The 16,261-nt window shown below is 58.1% G+C and carries 11 protein-coding genes and 1 riboswitch; of the genes, 7 read left to right on the top strand and 4 right to left on the bottom strand.

Translation table 11 applies throughout. From position 1 onward, the window contains the following. The first annotated feature begins 6 nt into the window (after positions 1–6). The 3 genes from ACI7MX_RS04875 (at position 7) to ACI7MX_RS04865 (ending at position 6,740) form a co-directional block, all read left to right on the top strand. Positions 7–5,490 (top strand): Hpt domain-containing protein, encoded by a 5,484-nt coding sequence (locus ACI7MX_RS04875; protein ID WP_405584488.1) that lies wholly within the window; start codon positions 7–9, stop codon positions 5,488–5,490. Then, positions 5,483–5,926 (top strand): chemotaxis protein CheW, encoded by a 444-nt coding sequence (locus ACI7MX_RS04870; protein ID WP_314486687.1) that lies wholly within the window; start codon positions 5,483–5,485, stop codon positions 5,924–5,926. Before ACI7MX_RS04875 ends, ACI7MX_RS04870 begins: the two co-directional genes overlap by 8 nt. A gap of 196 nt (positions 5,927–6,122) precedes the next feature. Next, the gene (locus tag ACI7MX_RS04865; protein WP_314486686.1) at positions 6,123–6,740 is read left to right on the top strand and encodes a hemolysin III family protein; all 618 of its coding nucleotides are present in this window, start codon (positions 6,123–6,125) and stop codon (positions 6,738–6,740) included. A gap of 1 nt (position 6,741) precedes the next feature. Here ACI7MX_RS04865 and ACI7MX_RS04860 read toward each other — a convergent pair whose 3' ends face one another. Together ACI7MX_RS04860 and ACI7MX_RS04855 are read right to left on the bottom strand one after the other, a co-directional pair. Next, the gene (locus tag ACI7MX_RS04860; RefSeq protein WP_314486685.1) at positions 6,742–7,599 is read right to left on the bottom strand and encodes a formate/nitrite transporter family protein; all 858 of its coding nucleotides are present in this window, start codon (positions 7,597–7,599) and stop codon (positions 6,742–6,744) included. A 187-nt stretch (positions 7,600–7,786) separates the two neighbouring features. Further along, complete coding sequence (locus ACI7MX_RS04855; RefSeq protein ID WP_047279442.1) at positions 7,787–8,188, bottom strand: acyl-CoA thioesterase; 402 nt, start codon at positions 8,186–8,188, stop codon at positions 7,787–7,789. Positions 8,189–8,381: 193 nt separating this feature from the next. Continuing rightward, positions 8,382–8,488: riboswitch (S-adenosyl-L-homocysteine riboswitch) on the top strand. Between the two features lie 22 nt (positions 8,489–8,510). On the opposite strand from ACI7MX_RS04855, the gene ahcY reads away from it, so the two are divergent. The 3 genes from ahcY to ACI7MX_RS04840 all read left to right on the top strand — a co-directional run bounded on the left by ahcY (position 8,511) and on the right by ACI7MX_RS04840 (position 13,188). Next, positions 8,511–9,920, top strand: a complete 1,410-nt coding sequence (gene ahcY / locus ACI7MX_RS04850) for an adenosylhomocysteinase (RefSeq protein ID WP_405584493.1) — start codon at positions 8,511–8,513, stop codon at positions 9,918–9,920. A 186-nt stretch (positions 9,921–10,106) separates the two neighbouring features. Next, positions 10,107–10,952: a methylenetetrahydrofolate reductase [NAD(P)H] gene (gene metF, locus ACI7MX_RS04845; RefSeq protein WP_405584496.1), complete on the top strand. Its 846-nt coding sequence runs from the start codon at positions 10,107–10,109 to the stop codon at positions 10,950–10,952. Between the two features lie 379 nt (positions 10,953–11,331). Next, positions 11,332–13,188, top strand: coding sequence for a DEAD/DEAH box helicase (locus ACI7MX_RS04840; RefSeq protein WP_405584499.1), 1,857 nt, complete (start codon positions 11,332–11,334; stop codon positions 13,186–13,188). Positions 13,189–13,380: 192 nt separating this feature from the next. On the opposite strand, the gene ACI7MX_RS04835 is transcribed toward ACI7MX_RS04840, so the two are convergent. Then, a complete protein-coding gene (locus tag ACI7MX_RS04835) occupies positions 13,381–13,956 on the bottom strand; it encodes a YceI family protein (RefSeq protein WP_314486675.1) in 576 nt (191 codons plus the stop codon). Between the two features lie 32 nt (positions 13,957–13,988). Next, on the bottom strand, positions 13,989–14,540 hold the full coding sequence (locus ACI7MX_RS04830) for a cytochrome b (protein ID WP_314486673.1): 552 nt from the start codon (positions 14,538–14,540) through the stop codon (positions 13,989–13,991). Between the two features lie 285 nt (positions 14,541–14,825). Here ACI7MX_RS04830 and ACI7MX_RS04825 point away from each other — a divergent pair, with 285 nt between their 5' ends. Next, entirely contained in the window at positions 14,826–16,232 is a 1,407-nt protein-coding gene (locus ACI7MX_RS04825) for an adenosylmethionine--8-amino-7-oxononanoate transaminase (RefSeq protein ID WP_314486671.1), read from the top strand. Positions 16,233–16,261: the final 29 nt, after the last annotated feature.

Genomic DNA, 16,261 nt, shown 5'->3' with positions numbered 1-16,261 from the left:
GTCGTTATGGTTGACCGGCACGATTACGTGGCCCTGGAATGGGTCAAAGGCGAAATTTGCGACACCTTGAAGCAGGCGCGTGCGTTGCTGGACCGCTATGCCCAGCAGCCCGGCGACGACCTGTTGGCGCAGTGCCTGGAGTGCATCCATCAGGTGCGTGGCAGCTTGCTCATGGTCGAGTTCTACGGCGCGGCGTTGCTGGCCGAAGAGATGGAGCAGTTGCTGGTCGCCTTGCAAGCGGGCCGTGTCAGTCAGCTCGACCCAGCCTTGTCACTGTTGCAGCAAGCGTTCAGCCAGTTGCCGGTATACCTGGAGCGTGTCCACAGCGCCCGCCGCGACTGGCCGCTTGTGGTGTTGCCACTGATTAATGATTTACGCACCGCTCGCGGTGAAACACTGCTGTCGGAGACCCATCTGTTCAGTCCGCCCTTGCACGTGCTGCCTGAGCTGGATCAGGCTGCACTGGCCCGTATGCTGCCGTCGCAGTGGCCGCGTCAGCTGCGCGTATTGCGCCACACCTTGCACACCGCGTTGACGAACGTGCAGGACGAACATGATGTGCAGGCCAACCTTGAGCGGATGGCAGATGTTTTCGCCCAACTCCAGCATGTATGCCAAAGCGCACCACTGAATGCCTTATGGCAAATAGCCTCGGCCCTGGTTGACGGCATGCTCCGTGGTCGGGTGCCCAACAGCCCGGCCTTGCATAACCTGTTTCAAGACGTCGACAAAGAACTTAAGCGCTTGCTGGAGCAAGGCATTGATGGTGTGAATCAGCCTGCGCCCGAAGAGCTGCTCACCCGCTTGCTGTTTTACATTGCCAAAGCCGAAAAGCCGACGACCCAAATGCTGGCGCTGAAGAACCGCTACGAGCTGGACGACGCCATGCCGGACGCGGCGATGGTCGATGAGGAACGGGCGCGTCTGGCAGGGCCGGATCGAGACGCCATGCGTTCAGTGGTCGCGGCGTTGTGCGAAGAGCTGGTGCGGGTCAAGGAGCGTCTCGACCTGTTTGTGCGCAGCGACCGCCAGCATGTGTCAGACCTGAGCAGCTTGATGGCACCTTTGCGCCAGATCGCCGATACGTTGGCCGTGCTGGGTTTCGGGCAGCCCCGTAAAGTCATCATTGACCAATTGGCTGTGTTGCAGAGTGTTGCCCAAGGCCAGCGTGAACCCACCGATGCGGTGTTGATGGATGTTGCCGCGGCGCTGCTTTACGTCGAAGCCACCCTGACCGGAATGGTGGGCAATGTGGAGCCTTCACAGCGCGAAGAAAGCCGCTTGCCGACCACCGACCTGTTGCAGATCCATCAACTGGTGATCAAAGAAGCCCGCGTGGGCCTTGAAGAAGTCAAAGACCTGATCACCGATTACCTGGAGGCGAACCTTGATACCCAGCTCTTGCAGCCCGTGCCGCAGTTGCTGACGCAAATCCGGGGTGCGCTGGCCATCATCCCGCTGAGTCGTGCTGCGGGGCTGCTTCAGGCCTGTGGCGATTACGTGCGCGAGCACTTGTTGGTCGGCAATGAGGCGCCAGCGGCGAAACAGTCGGATCATCTGGCCGATGTGCTGATCAGCCTTGAGTACTATCTGGAACGTATTGCCCAGGACCCCGGAGCGGCTAGCGAACAGGTGCTCGATCGCGCTGAAAACAGTCTGATCGAACTGGGCTATGTGCCTCAAGAACGTCAAGTCCCTGTGCTTAATGACCGCCTGAGTCCCATTGAATTACTGCTCATGCAAGACCTGCAAGCGCCGGACGATCCTGACGTGGTGCAAAACCTGGCCGATGTGTTGGCCCGTCCTGTGTCTGCGCTCAACCCGCCGGCGCAACACGTCCCGGACAGTTTGCTGCCACCGCCAGTGGATGAAGCGGCCCTCGAAGAAGAGTTGCTGGAGGTCTTTCTTGAAGAGGCCGATGACGTGCTGGTCGCGTTGCATGACTGCCTGCCGCAATGGGTCGCCAACCCCGCGGACAGTGCCGCGCTGGCTGAGCTGCGGCGCGGGTTTCACACCCTCAAAGGCAGTGGGCGCATGGTGCGCGCGTTGGTGTTGGGTGAGCTGGCCTGGGCGATGGAAAACCTGCTCAATCGGGTGATTGAGCACAACGTCGCACCGGGGCCTGGGATCTATCAGCTGTTGGATGAAACCTTGGTGGTACTGCCTGAACTCATTCAGGAGTTTGCCGAGCAACGCCAGCGGCAACGTGAAGATATTGATCGACTGGCGGCACGCGCACACAGCCTGTCCCGGGGTGAGCCTGCGCCCCTGTTGATCGAGCAGCAAAATGCCGGTATCGACCCGCAACTGCTGGATATTTTTCGTCAGGAAGCGCACACCCACCTTGCCCGCATTGAGCGTTTTCTGGATCAAGCTCTCCATCAAGTGCCTATTTACGCTAGCGATGATTTACAACTGGCCATGCACACCCTCAAAGGCAGCGCGTCGATGGCGGGTGTGTTGCCCATCGCACGGCTGGCTACGGCGCTGGATTATCTGGTGCGTGAACACAAGGCGCACCATCTTGAGCTGCAGAGCAGTGAAATCGAATGCCTGCGCGAAGCTGCCCGTTTGCTTCATTGCGGCCTCCAGCAACTGTACTGCGACCCGTTGGCCGAGATCGAGGGCGCGCGTGCGCTGGCCGACCGCGCCGAACATTTGATTAACGGACGTTTGGCGAACTTGCTCAACAGGCCGGCGAGCGACGTTGTGACAGCGCGTGATCCCCAGCGCATCGCCGAATTCCTGAGCGAGAGCATGGACATTCTGTTCGACGCCGAAGACCTGCTGCTGCATTGGCGTGATCATCCCCATGAGCGGCAAGGGCTGGACACGCTGCTGGATCAGCTGACCAGCCTGGCAGAATCTGCGCACTTGCTGGACTTGCAGCCCATCGATGCGCTGTGTGAAGCCTTGCTCGACGTGTATGGCGCGGTTGAAGAAAGCAGCCTTGCGGTCAGCGAGCGTTTCTTTCATGAGGCCAACACGGCGCATGAAGCCCTGATCAACATGCTCGATCAATTGGCGGCTGGTCAGGAAATCGAGCCGCAACCAGCCTTGATTCAGACCTTGCATGACCTGTTGCATGAAGGCCTGGCACCGGACGCCACTGGGCTGATTCGCCGCGACGGCGGGCTTATTATCACGGAGTTGAGTACGGCCACGGCGCAGTTGAGCGCTGAGCAGAGCAGCGATACTGATCCCGAGATGGTGGCGGTTTTTCTTGAAGAGGCAGTGGATATTCTGGAAAGCTCGGGGGCGGCTTTGTTGCGCTGGCAAGCCGACCCGCAGAACCACCTTGAAGTCGAAAACTTGCTGCGCGACTTGCATACCCTCAAAGGCGGTGCACGGATGGTCGAAGTGGGTGCCATCGGTGATTTTGCCCACGAGCTGGAAACCCTCTTTGAAGAAATTTCCTTGGGCTTTCTCGCGCCCGGCACAGACCTGTTTGTTTTGCTACAGCGTTGCCATGATCAACTGGCGCAAATGCTCGACGCTTTGCGCAGCGGTCAGCCGGTGCCGTCACCGCAAGCGTTGATTGAGCGTATCCGCCAAATCGAACGCAGCAGCCGTCAAGCCCAGCCGGTGGCCCCGGCCAATAAGCCGGAGCCTGTACCGGCCACTGCGCAGGTTGAGGGCGAGCGAACGGGGTTGGACACCGTCAAGGTACCCGCTGAATTGCTCGAAGATCTGTTGAACCTGGCGGGTGAGAGTTCGACCATTCGCGGGCGCGTTGAGCAGCAAGTCAACGACGGCAATGTGGCCCTCAACGAAATGCAGACCACGCTTGAGCGTATGCAAGATCAACTGCGCCGGCTTGACAGTGAAACCCATGGCCGGTTGCACAGTCGCCAGCACACCGAAGCGGACGGCGTGGCTTACGATGAATTTGATCCGCTGGAAATGGATCGTCACTCGTTGCTGCAACAGTTGTCTCGCGCGTTATCCGAATCGGCGTCGGACTTGCTTGATCTTAAGGCCACGTTAACGGCGCGAATTCAGGACGCGCATGGGTTGCTGCAAAAACAGGCGCGCATGAATACTCAGCTACAAGAAAGCTTGATGGGCACCCGCATGGTGCCCTTCGAGCGCGTATTGCCGCGCCTCAAGCGTATCGTTCGGCAAGTCGCCAATGAGTTGGGCAAGCAGGTTGAATTCAGCGTCATCAATGCCGAAGCCGAAGTTGACCGCACCGTGCTGGAACGCATGGTCGCGCCCCTCGAACACATGCTGCGCAATGCGGTTGACCACGGCCTGGAGCCTGGTCACATCCGCCACGCCAGTGGCAAGCCTGAGCAGGGGCATATCACCCTTGAGCTGTCCTATGAAGGCGGCGACGTGGTGTTCGACATGCATGACGACGGTGCCGGGATACCCCTCGAAGCGGTCCGCCGTAAAGCCATCCTGCGTGGCTTGCTCGATCCGGACACCGTGATGTCTGATCGCGATGTCTTGCAGTTCATCATGCAGCCGGGGTTTTCCACGGCTGAAAAAATCACCCAGATTTCCGGGCGCGGTGTGGGCATGGACGTGGTGCACGAAGAAGTGCGTCAACTGGGTGGCAGCATGACGATCGACTCAGTGGCGGGGCAGGGTGTGCATTTTCAGATTCGCCTGCCGTTCAGTGTCTCGCTCAATCGCGCCTTGATGGTGCAGTGCGCCGATGAGCAATATGCGATCGCGCAAAACAGCGTTGAGCGCATCGTGCGGGTCATGCCCAACGAACTTGAGGGGTATTACCAGCACAACCCGCCGCTGTATCACTACGGGGGTGAGATCTATCAATTACGTTATCTGGGGGAGCTGCTGCAAACCGTAGGCAAGCCTCGACTGGGTGGCGAAAACGAAGCGCAACCGGTACTGCTGGTGCATTCCCAGGATCAGCGTGTGGCCCTGCACGTTGATGCGCTGGCCGGGTCACGGGAAATTGTGGTGAAAAGCCTCGGCCCGCAATTTACAGGCGTGCAAGGTGTGTCGGGCGCGACCATTTTGGGCGATGGCCGGGTGGTGTTGATCCTTGATCTGCTGGCCTTCCTCCGTGCCCATCAGGCGCGACAGCCCATCGTGGGGGCGCCTCAAGAGGTTGCGGGTGCGCTGGAATTCATTCCCGCCGAGCGGCCTTTACTGGTGCTGGTGGTGGACGACTCCGTCACCGTGCGCAAAGTCACCAGCCGGCTGCTGGAGCGCAACAGCATCAATGTCATCACCGCCAAAGACGGTGTCGATGCCATGAGCGTGCTTGAAGAGCACACCCCCGACCTGATGCTGCTGGACATTGAAATGCCGCGTATGGACGGCTTTGAGGTGGCCACCCGGGTACGCAACAACCCGCACCTTAAAGACCTGCCGATCATCATGATTACTTCGCGTACAGGGCAAAAGCACCAGAACCGGGCGATGGCCATTGGCGTTAACGATTTTTTGGGCAAGCCTTACCAAGAGAGCGTGTTACTGGAGCGCATCGCCTACTGGAGCACACTTCATGCTTGAGCATCGCGTAGGCAGCCTGACGGGGTTGTTGCTCCCGCTTTCAGACCGTTACCTGCTGCTGCCCAATGTGGCGATTGCCGAGCTGGTCGACTGGCAGCACGGTGAACCCAGTCGCGACACCCCGCCCTGGCATCTGCGCACTATCAATTGGCGTGACCACGCCGTGCCGCTGATCAGCTTCGAAGCGGCGTGCGGCAGCTCGCTGGTGATTGGTGAGCGGGCGCGCATCGTTATCCTCAACACCTTGGGCGGTAATCCCGACTTCAAATTTATCGCCATGGTGGTGCAGGGCATCCCGCGTTCTTACAAAGTGGACAGTCAGTTGAGTTTTGTGGATGTGCCGCTGAGCCCGTTGGAGCTAGCCGCCGTGCAAGTCGGCGATCATGTGGCGAAAATCCCGGACTTGGAGGCGCTTGAGAGGTGGGTAGCAGGCTGACTCAACGCGTGGGAGTGGGCTAACAGAGCATGAGCGCTCAGGCCATTAATCCGTTGAGCGGCGCAGCTGGGTTTCAATCGCGGCTGAAAAAGGCGGCCCTCGACCATCGGCGCATTGCCCTTTGAAGTCGCAGCCCTGACCCTTATATAGTTACAAAGTGACACAGACGCACTATCGGCTATTGAGGATGTTGCACATGTATCACGGCGAGAAATTCAACGCCTGGACTCATTTGGTCGGGGCGGTGTTGGCAGCAGTGGGCAGTATTTGGTTGTTGGTGATGGCGGCATTGGATGGCAGTCCGCAAAAGATCATCAGTGTTGCGATTTACGGGGTCACGCTGGTGCTGCTGTACACCGTGTCGACCGTGTATCACAGCGTGCGCGGGCGCTCCAAGGTGGTCATGCAGAAGTGTGATCACCTGTCTATTTACTTGTTGATTGCGGGCAGTTACACGCCGTTCTGTCTGGTCTCCCTTCACGGGCCATGGGGTTGGACGCTGTTCGGGATCGTCTGGGGCATGGCGGTGATCGGCATGCTGCAAGAGATCAAGCCGCGTTCCGAAGCACGTATCTTGTCCATCGTGATTTACGCGCTGATGGGCTGGATTGTGCTGGTGGCCGTGAAACCGCTGCTCGCAGCCCTAGGCACCGCCGGCTTTGTCTGGCTGGCGGCGGGCGGGGTGATGTACACCGTGGGGATTATCTTTTTTGCCCTTGATCATCGTCTGCGCCATGCCCACGGCATTTGGCATCTGTTCGTGATTGCCGGCAGCCTGCTGCATTTTGTGGCCATCGCGCATTACGTGATCTGAATCAGGGTAACTGAGTGTCCGCTTCGGGTTTTTGTGTGTCGCTGCGAATCTGCGCGTGGCTGATCAGGGCGAAGATAAAACTGCCGCCGATGATGTTGCCGGCCAGCGTCGGGCCGGCAAATATCAGCCAGAAGTCTTTCCACGGCAGTTCGCCGGCAAAGACCAGGTACGACACTTCAGCCGTGCCAACCACGATATGCGTGAAGTCGCCTAACGCCATCAGGTAAGTGATGAGGATGATGATCCACATCTTGGCGCTCTCCATAGACGGGATCATCCACACCATGGTGGCAATCATCCAGCCTGAGATGATGCCCTTGGAGAACATCTGGCCGACGTCGTTTTCCATGACTTTGTGGCCGATTTCGAGAAAGGCCTTGTCGGTCTGCGCATCAAAGATGGGCAGGTGAAGCATGACGTAGGCCACCAGCAAGGTGCCCATGAGGTTGCCGACCAGCACCACCGTCCATAGCCGGAATAATCGGCCGACATTCTTGAGTGTGGGTTTGCTCATGATCGGTAACACGGCCGTCAGGGTGTTTTCGGTAAACAATTGCTGGCGAGAAAGAATGACCGCCAAAAAACCTGCGCAATAGCCGAAGCTGGCGATGACCTTGAAGGCTTCGCCGCTGGGTAAGCGTGAGTTGAGCAGACCCATGGCCATAAGCGACAGGCCCATGGTCAGTCCGGCGGCGAGTGCCGACCAGAACAGCGCGGCGATGCTGCGCTCCAGTTCCTGATCGCCCTGCAAGCGAATAATTTCGTGCAGAACAGCGGCCCGTGGAGGCTGGTTTTTGGTGACGTCGTGCTCTTCTTCAGCCGACAGATTGGGGGTTTTGCCTGTTTTTTGCGTGTCCATAAGGCTCCAGAACCATTGGCGTGTGAATGTACGACACGTATGGACTGTAGCTGTTCATTTGTTGCCCTGTAGCTGCTGCCGCAGGCTGCGATAAGGGCCGAAGGACCTTCGCGTCGCCCTGCGACAAACGGGGCCGCTTCGCTGCCCATCGCAGCCTCGTGCCTCGTCAGCGGCTACACCGGGAGCATCACGCCTGATTTTCATCCTGAAACTGGTCTTTGACGTATTTGATCTCGGTGCGGCCGTGAGGCGCTGGCAAGCCATCTTCGCCCAGGTTGACGAAGACCATTTTGTCGACGGTCAGAATGCTTTTACGGGTGATTTTGTTGCGCACTTCGCAGGTCAGGGTAATGGACGTGCGGCCGAACTCGGTGGCCGTGATGCCCAGCTCAATGATGTCGCCCTGACGCGAGGCGCTGACAAAGTTGATTTCGGAGATGTATTTGGTCACCACGCGTTGGTTGCCCAATTGCACGATGGCGTAAATCGCGGCCTCTTCGTCGATCCAGCGCAGCAGGCTGCCACCGAACAAGGTGCCGTTTGGGTTGAGGTCTTCGGGTTTAACCCATTTGCGGGTGTGGAAATTCATGGGCGGGGGGCTCTGAGGTGTTTGAGCGATAGAGTAACCCCCCAGCTTCAAGTTTCAAGCTGCAAGCTACAAGTTAAAGCCGATCCGCTCTGACTGGTTGCTTGTAGCCTGCCACTTGCAGCTGCACCCTTGCCCCTTGCATAATCACCCCCGCTTCAAAACGGTCATTTTTACCCAGTACCGTTCCCGCCACCTGTCCGAGGGGCGCTGCAGCAGGTTCAACCTGTCAGGCTCGGATGGGGCGTTGTTTGTTCAGGTCTCCCTGGGCAGGCACTAAACGCACAACGGCGCCCATTCGCGATTAAACGAATGGAGGCTCTTGATGAGCGCTGTAAACACGCCTGCTGGTTTTGCCGACTTTAAAGTCGCTGATATGTCCCTTGCCCAATGGGGCCGCCGCGAAACCTTTATCGCAGAGTCCGAAATGCCAGCCCTGATGGGCCTGCGTCGTCGGTATGCCGCAGAACAACCGCTCAAGGGCGCGAAGATTCTGGGTTGCATCCACATGACCATCCAGACTGCCGTACTGATCGAAACCCTGGTTGCTCTGGGTGCCGAAGTGCGTTGGTCGTCGTGCAACATCTTCTCGACTCAAGACCAAGCCGCTGCCGCTATCGCTGCTGCCGGTATCCCGGTATTTGCCTGGAAAGGCGAAACCGAAGAAGAGTACGAGTGGTGCTTGGAGCAAACCATCCTTAAGGATGGCGAGCCGTGGGATGCCAACATGATCCTCGACGACGGCGGCGACTTGACCGAGCTGCTGCACAAGAAATACCCGGCCATGCTGAAAAAGATCCACGGCGTGACCGAAGAAACCACCACCGGTGTACACCGTCTGCTGGACATGCTGGCCAAAGGCGAGCTGATGATCCCGGCGATCAACGTGAACGACTCGGTCACCAAAAGCAAAAACGACAACAAGTACGGCTGCCGTCATAGCCTGAACGATGCGATCAAGCGTGGTACTGACCACCTGCTGTCCGGCAAGCAAGCGCTGGTGATTGGCTACGGTGACGTGGGCAAGGGCTCGGCTCAATCGCTGCGTCAGGAAGGCATGATCGTTAAGGTTTCCGAAGTTGACCCAATCTGCGCCATGCAAGCGTGCATGGACGGCTTCGAAGTGGTTTCGCCGTTCATCAACGGCCAGAACGACGGCACTGCTGCCAGCATCGACGCTGCGCTGCTGGGCAAGATCGACCTGATCGTGACCACCACCGGTAACGTCAACGTGTGCGACAAAAACATGCTGGCTGCGCTGAAAAAACGCGCTGTGGTGTGCAACATCGGTCACTTCGACAATGAAATCGACACCGCTTTCATGCGCAAAAACTGGGCATGGGAAGAAGTGAAGCCACAGGTTCACAAGGTTCACCGTACTGGTCTGGGCGAGTTCGACCCACAGAACGACGACTACCTGATCCTGCTGGCTGAAGGCCGTCTGGTTAACCTGGGCAACGCTACCGGTCACCCAAGCCGCATCATGGATGGCTCGTTTGCCAACCAGGTACTGGCTCAGATTTTCCTGTTCGCACAGAAATACGCTGACCTGCCAGCTGAACTGCAAGCTGAGCGTCTGACCGTAGAAGTGCTGCCGAAGAAACTCGACGAAGAAGTGGCCCTGGAAATGGTTCGCGGCTTCGGTGGCGTGGTCACGCAACTGACCAAGCAACAGGCTGACTACATCGGCGTGACCGTCGACGGTCCGTTCAAGCCAGACGCGTATCGTTACTAACGATAGCTGCAAGCTTTGAGCTTCAAGCGGCAAGTAAGAGCAGTGCGTTTACTTGAGGTTTGGGGCTTGATGCTTGTTTCTTTTTTTGCTTTTTGCAGCTTTTGGCTTTGAGTTTCAAGCAGCAAGAGAGTGGCGCGCCTCCCTCTTGCTGCATGAAGCTTACAGCTTGCAGCTGGGAGCTTCCCAATGTCCCAAGACCGTCGTTTCAGCTTCGAGTTCTTCCCGACCAAGACCGATGCTGGGCATGAAAAACTGATGAACACGGCTCGCCAATTGGCGACCTACAACCCGGATTTTTTCTCCTGCACCTACGGTGCCGGTGGCTCGACCCGTGACCGCACGATCAACACCGTGCTGCAACTGGAGAGCGAAGTAAAAGTACCTGCGGCCCCGCATTTGTCGTGCGTGGGTGACAGCAAGGCCGATTTGCGCGGCCTGTTGGAGCAGTACAAAGCGGCGGGCATCAAGCGCATCGTGGCGCTGCGTGGCGACCTGCCTTCAGGTATGGGCATGGCCAGCGGCGAACTGCGTTACGCCAACGACCTGGTGAGCTTCATTCGGGAAGAGACCGGCGAACACTTCCATATCGAAGTGGCGGCATACCCTGAAATGCACCCGCAAGCGCATAATTTCGAAGACGACATCACCAACTTCGTGCGCAAGGCTCAGGCTGGCGCCGACAGTGCGATCACCCAATACTTCTTCAACGCCGACAGCTACTTCCGTTTTGTCGAGCGTGTGCAGGCGGCCGGCGTCACGATTCCTGTCGTGCCGGGCATCATGCCGATCACCAACTACAGCAAACTGGCGCGTTTCTCTGACGCGTGCGGCGCTGAAATTCCGCGCTGGATTCGTAAGCAGCTCGAAGCCTACGGCGATGATGTGCAGAGCATTCAAGCGTTTGGCGAGCAGGTAATCAGCGAGATGTGCGAGCGCCTGCTGGATGGCGGCGCACCGGGGCTGCACTTCTACACCCTGAACCAAGCCGAGCCGAGCCTGGCGATCTGGAACAACCTGCAACTGCCGCGCTGATGCAGGGACTGTAGTCGCTGCCGCAGGCGGCGAAGGGTTGCGTAGCAGCCTGTTTATTTCGAGGGCCTATAGGGCCTCATCGCCGCCTTCGGCAGCGACTACAGAGTTTTGGGTCTCTCAAACCGTTCAGCTGCATGAAATCGGCGCGCCTTGATTGCTCTGTTATACTCCGGGTTTTCCGCCAGGCTTACGCCCGGCCGCTCGTCCTTGTACAAGGCATTCAACCTCCCGTTACGGCGCAGCTTTCAGCCAGCGCGAGCGGCATGAATGGGCCTTCAGGACTGGAGCAGGACCGGACGGGATTGCGTCACCTTAAACGCGATTCACGCCAGGCAAGACTATCCCTTTGGGCCAAGCCCTAACTAGAACAGGATTTCTCATGTCCTTTGCTTCCCTCGGTCTCTCCGAGGCTTTAGTCCGTGCCATTGAAGCTGCGGGCTACACCGAGCCTACTCCGGTGCAACAGCGGGCTATTCCCGCCGTGTTGCAAGGTCGCGATTTGATGGTTGCGGCTCAGACAGGTACAGGCAAGACGGGCGGTTTCGCGCTTCCTATCCTGGAAAAGCTGTTTCCCAACGGCCACCCCGACAAATCCCAACGCCACGGCCCACGCCAACCCCGCGTGCTGGTCCTGACTCCGACGCGCGAACTCGCCGCCCAGGTGCACGAAAGCTTCAAGCTTTATGCCCGCGACTTGAAGTTCGTCAGTGCGTGCGTCTTCGGCGGTGTGGGTACCAACCCGCAAGTTCAAGCGCTGTCGCGCGGTGTTGACGTACTGGTGGCCTGCCCGGGTCGCTTGCTCGACCTGGCCGGTCAAGGCAGTGTTGACCTGTCCCACGTTGAAATTCTGGTGCTCGATGAAGCCGACCGGATGCTCGACATGGGCTTTGTCCATGACGTGAAAAAAGTACTTGCACGTCTGCCTTCCAAGCGTCAAAACCTGCTGTTTTCGGCGACGTTCTCCAAGGACATCACCGACCTGGCCGGCAAGTTGCTGCGCAACCCGGAACGTATCGAGGTTACCCCGCCGAACACCACGGTTGAGCGTATCGAACAGCGTGTTTTCCGCCTGCCGGCCACTCACAAGCGCGCCCTGCTGGCTCACTTGATCACCGCAGGTGCCTGGGAGCAGGTGCTGGTTTTCACCCGTACCAAGCACGGTGCAAACCGTTTGGCCGAGTACCTGGACAAACACGGCCTGAGCGCTGTGGCCATCCACGGTAACAAGAGCCAGAACGCCCGAACCAAGGCACTGGCCGACTTTAAAGCAGGTTCCGTACGCATTCTGGTTGCCACGGATATCGCCGCACGGGGTCTGGACATCGACCAACTGCCGCACGTGGTTAACTTTGAGCTGCCGAACGTCGATGAAGACTACGTTCACCGTATCGGCCGTACGGGCCGTGCCGGTCGTTCGGGCGAAGCGATCTCGCTGGTTGCTCCGGACGAAGAAAAACTGCTTAAAAGCATCGAGCGCATGACCAAGCAGAAAATCGCTGATGGCGACCTGATGGGTTTTGACTCGAGCGCTGTAGAAGCCGAGAAGCCTGAAGTGCGTGAGCGCCCGGATGTGCGTAACCCGCGCAACCCGCCACGCGGCCCGCGTGGTGATGGCCCGGGTAACGGCGGCGGCGGTGGTGGTCGTAAAGATAAAGGTAAGGACAAAGGCAAGGAAAAGCCCGCCGCAGCCCGTGGCGAACGCCCGGCGCGTGAGCACAAGCCTCGTGAAGCACAGCCTGCTCGTGAACAGCGTCAGCCGACGCCTCGTTCAGATGCCAATCGTGCGCCGGACGAGTTCCGTGATGACGATGTGGATAACTTTGGTAACCGCGCTGATTACGTCAGCCCTTACCAGAACAAGAACAATCAGAGCCGTGGTCGTCGTCCGGGTGCTCCGGCAGCCGCTACGGGTGCTGCACCTGGTCGTACGGGTGGTGCTTCGCAAGGCCGTCAGAATGGCCCGCGCACGGGCACAGGCGCGAGCACGGGTACGCCACCTGCCAAGCGCAGCGGCCCGCGTAGCGGCGCTCCACGTGACGGTCAGGCCCGTCGCGATAACCGTCCGGCCCGCGATGATTCGCGTCAAGAGCCAGCGGTGAAGGGGCCTCGCGAGACTCAGCCGAAGATCATGCACAAAGAGTCGAAGAGCGATCGCTTTCTGACCCCGGAGCAACTCGATCAACTGCCGAACCGTCCTCGTGGTGAAAAACCAGCGTTGCTGACTCGTAATCGCTGAGTGAGTAGTGCTTGAAAAGCACCCTCACCCCAACCCTCTCCCTGAGGGAGAGGGGGCTGATTTGCAGCGTTGCGCAGATTTAGTTCCCTCTCCCTTTGGGAGAGGGCTAGGGTGAGGGGCTTTTGATCCGCACACAAAAACGCCCCGGCTTTCACAAGCCGGGGCGTTTTTTATGGGCCATCTAAAGCGCTATTACTTGGCTTTCACGCCTTCCAGCGAGATGTCCAGGCTCAGCGTCTGGTCCTTGCTTGGGGACTTGATGCCGAAATCCTGCAGATTGATGGTGGTGGTTGCGTTGAAGCCAGCACGTTCGCCGCCCCACGGATCTTTGCCTTCACCGTTGAAGGTGGCTTTGAACGTCACCGGCTTGGTCACGCCGTGCAGGGTCAGGTCGCCCGTTACGTCAGCGGTTTTCTCGCCCGTTGGCACAACTTTGGTCGATACGAACTTGGCTTCCGGGTACTTACTTACGTCCAGGAAATCTTTGCTAGCGATGTGCTTGTCACGTTCCGCATGGTTGGAAAACAGGCTGGCAGTTTTCAGGGTAACGTCAATTTTACTGTCGGCAGGTTTGGCGGCATCCCACGAAAACGTACCGCTCCAGTCCTTGAACGTACCGTGAATGAAGCTGTAACCCAAGTGGCTGACTTTCCAATCGATAAAGGCGTGCTGGCCTTCTTTGTCGATGGTGTAGTCAGCAGCCATCACTTGGCCTGCGGTCAGCAGTGCAGTACCGAGTGCCAGTGCAGCGAGCGTCTTTTTCAACATGCGTTCCATTCCTTTTGAATTGAGGTTGAACATCAGGCTTTTCGACCCAGCATACGGGTCAGGGTCACATCACGATCGATAAAGTGGTGTTTCAACGCAGCCAGACCATGCAAACCGGAGAAAATCACCACGGTCCAGGCCAGCCACAGGTGCACAACGCCGGCAACATCCGCCTGATCGGGCAGGTTGGAGATCAATGCCGGAACTTCAAACAAACCGAAAACTGGAATACCAACGCCTTCGGCTGTTGAGATCAAATATCCCGCAATCATGAGGGCAAACAAGCTGAGGTACAGAAACGCGTGACCAAACTTGGCGCCTAGACGGGTTGCACGACTATAGCTTTCAAGCGCTGGCGGCGCCGGGCTGATAAAGCGCCAGACAACGCGGATCAGCATGACGGCCAATAACGTAAGGCCAATACTCTTATGCAGGTCAGGTGCTTCCTTACGCCATGGGCTGTAGTAGTCCAGGCCGACCATCCACAAACCCAATGCGAACAACCCAAAGACTGCCGCTGCAACAGACCAGTGCAGGACAATGCTGACGGCACCATAGCGAGAAGAAGAGTTACGTAGCTGCATTGCCTGCATCCTGTGGGAACATGAGCCTAAGACTAATGATTTACCTATCGAAAGAAAGCGCATTTTTTCGCTGCAAGGTATCGATAAATACGATCTGGAGCCTGAGAGTCAAACGTTAAGCAAATGTTAAGCGTTTTTTATGTCGCTCTTATAGGCCCGTGAGCGTCTCTCAGTACAACCCCAAGTCGGGTTTAAGCGTAATGGGTTGTTACAAGCCTGCGCATTGCTTAGGCTTGCGCGATTGTTTGCCCGCACACGCCGGGAGCCACCGCCAGGAGAGTGAAAATGGGCCTCAATAATCAGTGGATGCAGCGCGACCTTGCCGTGCTCTGGCACCCCTGCACCCAAATGAAAGATCACGAGCAACTGCCCTTGATCCCGATTAAACGCGGCGAAGGCGTGTGGCTGGAAGACTTCGAAGGCAAGCGTTATCTGGATGCCGTGAGCTCTTGGTGGGTTAACGTGTTTGGCCACGCCAACCCGCGCATCAACCAGCGCATCAAGGATCAGGTTGACCAACTGGAGCACGTGATCCTTGCCGGTTTCAGTCATCAACCCGTGATTGAACTGTCCGAGCGGCTGGTCAAGATGACGCCCGAAGGGCTTACGCGCTGCTTCTATGCCGACAACGGCTCGTCTTGTATCGAAGTGTCGTTGAAGATGAGCTTTCACTACTGGCTCAATCGCGGTCAACCGAACAAAAAGCGCTTCGTGACCCTGACCAATAGCTACCACGGTGAAACCATGGCAGCGATGGCGGTGGGTGATGTGCCGCTCTTCACCGAAACCTACAAAGCGTTGCTTCTCGACACGATCAAAGTGCCTAGCCCGGATTGCTACTTGCGCCCCGAAGGCGTGAGCTGGGAAGCGCATTCGCGCACGATGTTTCTGGCGATGGAGCAAACCCTCGCCGAGCATCACGACAGTGTCGCGGCAGTGATTGTCGAGCCGCTGATTCAAGGCGCAGGTGGCATGCGCATGTATCACCCGGTTTACCTCACCCTGTTGCGTGAAGCCTGTGACCGTTATGGCGTGCACCTGATCCTTGACGAAATAGCCGTCGGCTTCGGCCGTACCGGAACCATGTTCGCCTGCGAGCAGGCAGGCATTACGCCGGATTTCCTGTGTTTGTCCAAGGCGCTGACAGGGGGCTATTTGCCCTTGGCCGCCTGCGTCACGACAGAGGACGTCTACAGCGCGTTCTACGACGACTACCCGACCCTGCGCGCCTTCCTGCATTCTCACAGCTATACGGGTAACCCGCTGGCGTGCGCAGCGGCATTGGCCACCCTGGATATTTTCGAAGACGACAACGTCATCGAGAACAACAAGGCCCTGGCACAACGTATGGCCAGCGCCACGGCACATTTGGTGGATCATGCCCATGTTTCGGAAGTGCGTCAGACAGGCATGGTGCTGGCGATTGAAATGGTTCAGGACAAAGCCACTAAAACGGCTTACCCGTGGCAGGAGCGACGGGGTCTGAAGGTGTTTGAGCACGCGTTGAAACGGGGTGCTTTGCTGCGACCGCTGGGCAGCGTGGTGTATTTCTTGCCGCCTTACGTGATCACCCCGGAACAGATAGACTTTCTGGCCGAAGTGGCCAGCGAAGGCATTGATATTGCGACCCGTAGCGACATCAGCGTGGCCGTGCCGGCGAACTTTCACCCTGACTTCCGCGACCCCGGCTAAAGACACAAACCCTGTAGCCGCTGCCGCAG

The sequence above is a fragment of the Pseudomonas sp. 2024-210 genome (assembly GCF_045062345.1).
In the GTDB taxonomy this organism is placed as follows: domain Bacteria; phylum Pseudomonadota; class Gammaproteobacteria; order Pseudomonadales; family Pseudomonadaceae; genus Aquipseudomonas.
The sequence above is the reverse complement of the archived record's forward strand: the minus strand, read 5'-3'. Positions and strand labels throughout refer to the sequence as shown.

What these genes read in the sequence shown, in the direction of transcription:
- ACI7MX_RS04870 (WP_314486687.1), top strand. Translation starts at nt 5,483, where the DNA reads ATGCTTGAGCATCGCGTAGGCAGCCTGACGGGGTTGTTGCTCCCGCTT.
- ACI7MX_RS04825 (WP_314486671.1), top strand. Translation starts at nt 14,826, where the DNA reads ATGGGCCTCAATAATCAGTGGATGCAGCGCGACCTTGCCGTGCTCTGG.
- ACI7MX_RS04840 (WP_405584499.1), top strand. Translation starts at nt 11,332, where the DNA reads ATGTCCTTTGCTTCCCTCGGTCTCTCCGAGGCTTTAGTCCGTGCCATT.
- ACI7MX_RS04865 (WP_314486686.1), top strand. Translation starts at nt 6,123, where the DNA reads ATGTATCACGGCGAGAAATTCAACGCCTGGACTCATTTGGTCGGGGCG.
- ACI7MX_RS04835 (WP_314486675.1), bottom strand. Translation starts at nt 13,956, where the DNA reads ATGTTGAAAAAGACGCTCGCTGCACTGGCACTCGGTACTGCACTGCTG.
- ACI7MX_RS04860 (WP_314486685.1), bottom strand. Translation starts at nt 7,599, where the DNA reads ATGGACACGCAAAAAACAGGCAAAACCCCCAATCTGTCGGCTGAAGAA.
- ACI7MX_RS04855 (WP_047279442.1), bottom strand. Translation starts at nt 8,188, where the DNA reads ATGAATTTCCACACCCGCAAATGGGTTAAACCCGAAGACCTCAACCCA.
- ahcY (WP_405584493.1), top strand. Translation starts at nt 8,511, where the DNA reads ATGAGCGCTGTAAACACGCCTGCTGGTTTTGCCGACTTTAAAGTCGCT.
- ACI7MX_RS04830 (WP_314486673.1), bottom strand. Translation starts at nt 14,540, where the DNA reads ATGCAGCTACGTAACTCTTCTTCTCGCTATGGTGCCGTCAGCATTGTC.
- metF (WP_405584496.1), top strand. Translation starts at nt 10,107, where the DNA reads ATGTCCCAAGACCGTCGTTTCAGCTTCGAGTTCTTCCCGACCAAGACC.
- ACI7MX_RS04875 (WP_405584488.1), top strand. Translation starts at nt 7, where the DNA reads ATGGTTGACCGGCACGATTACGTGGCCCTGGAATGGGTCAAAGGCGAA.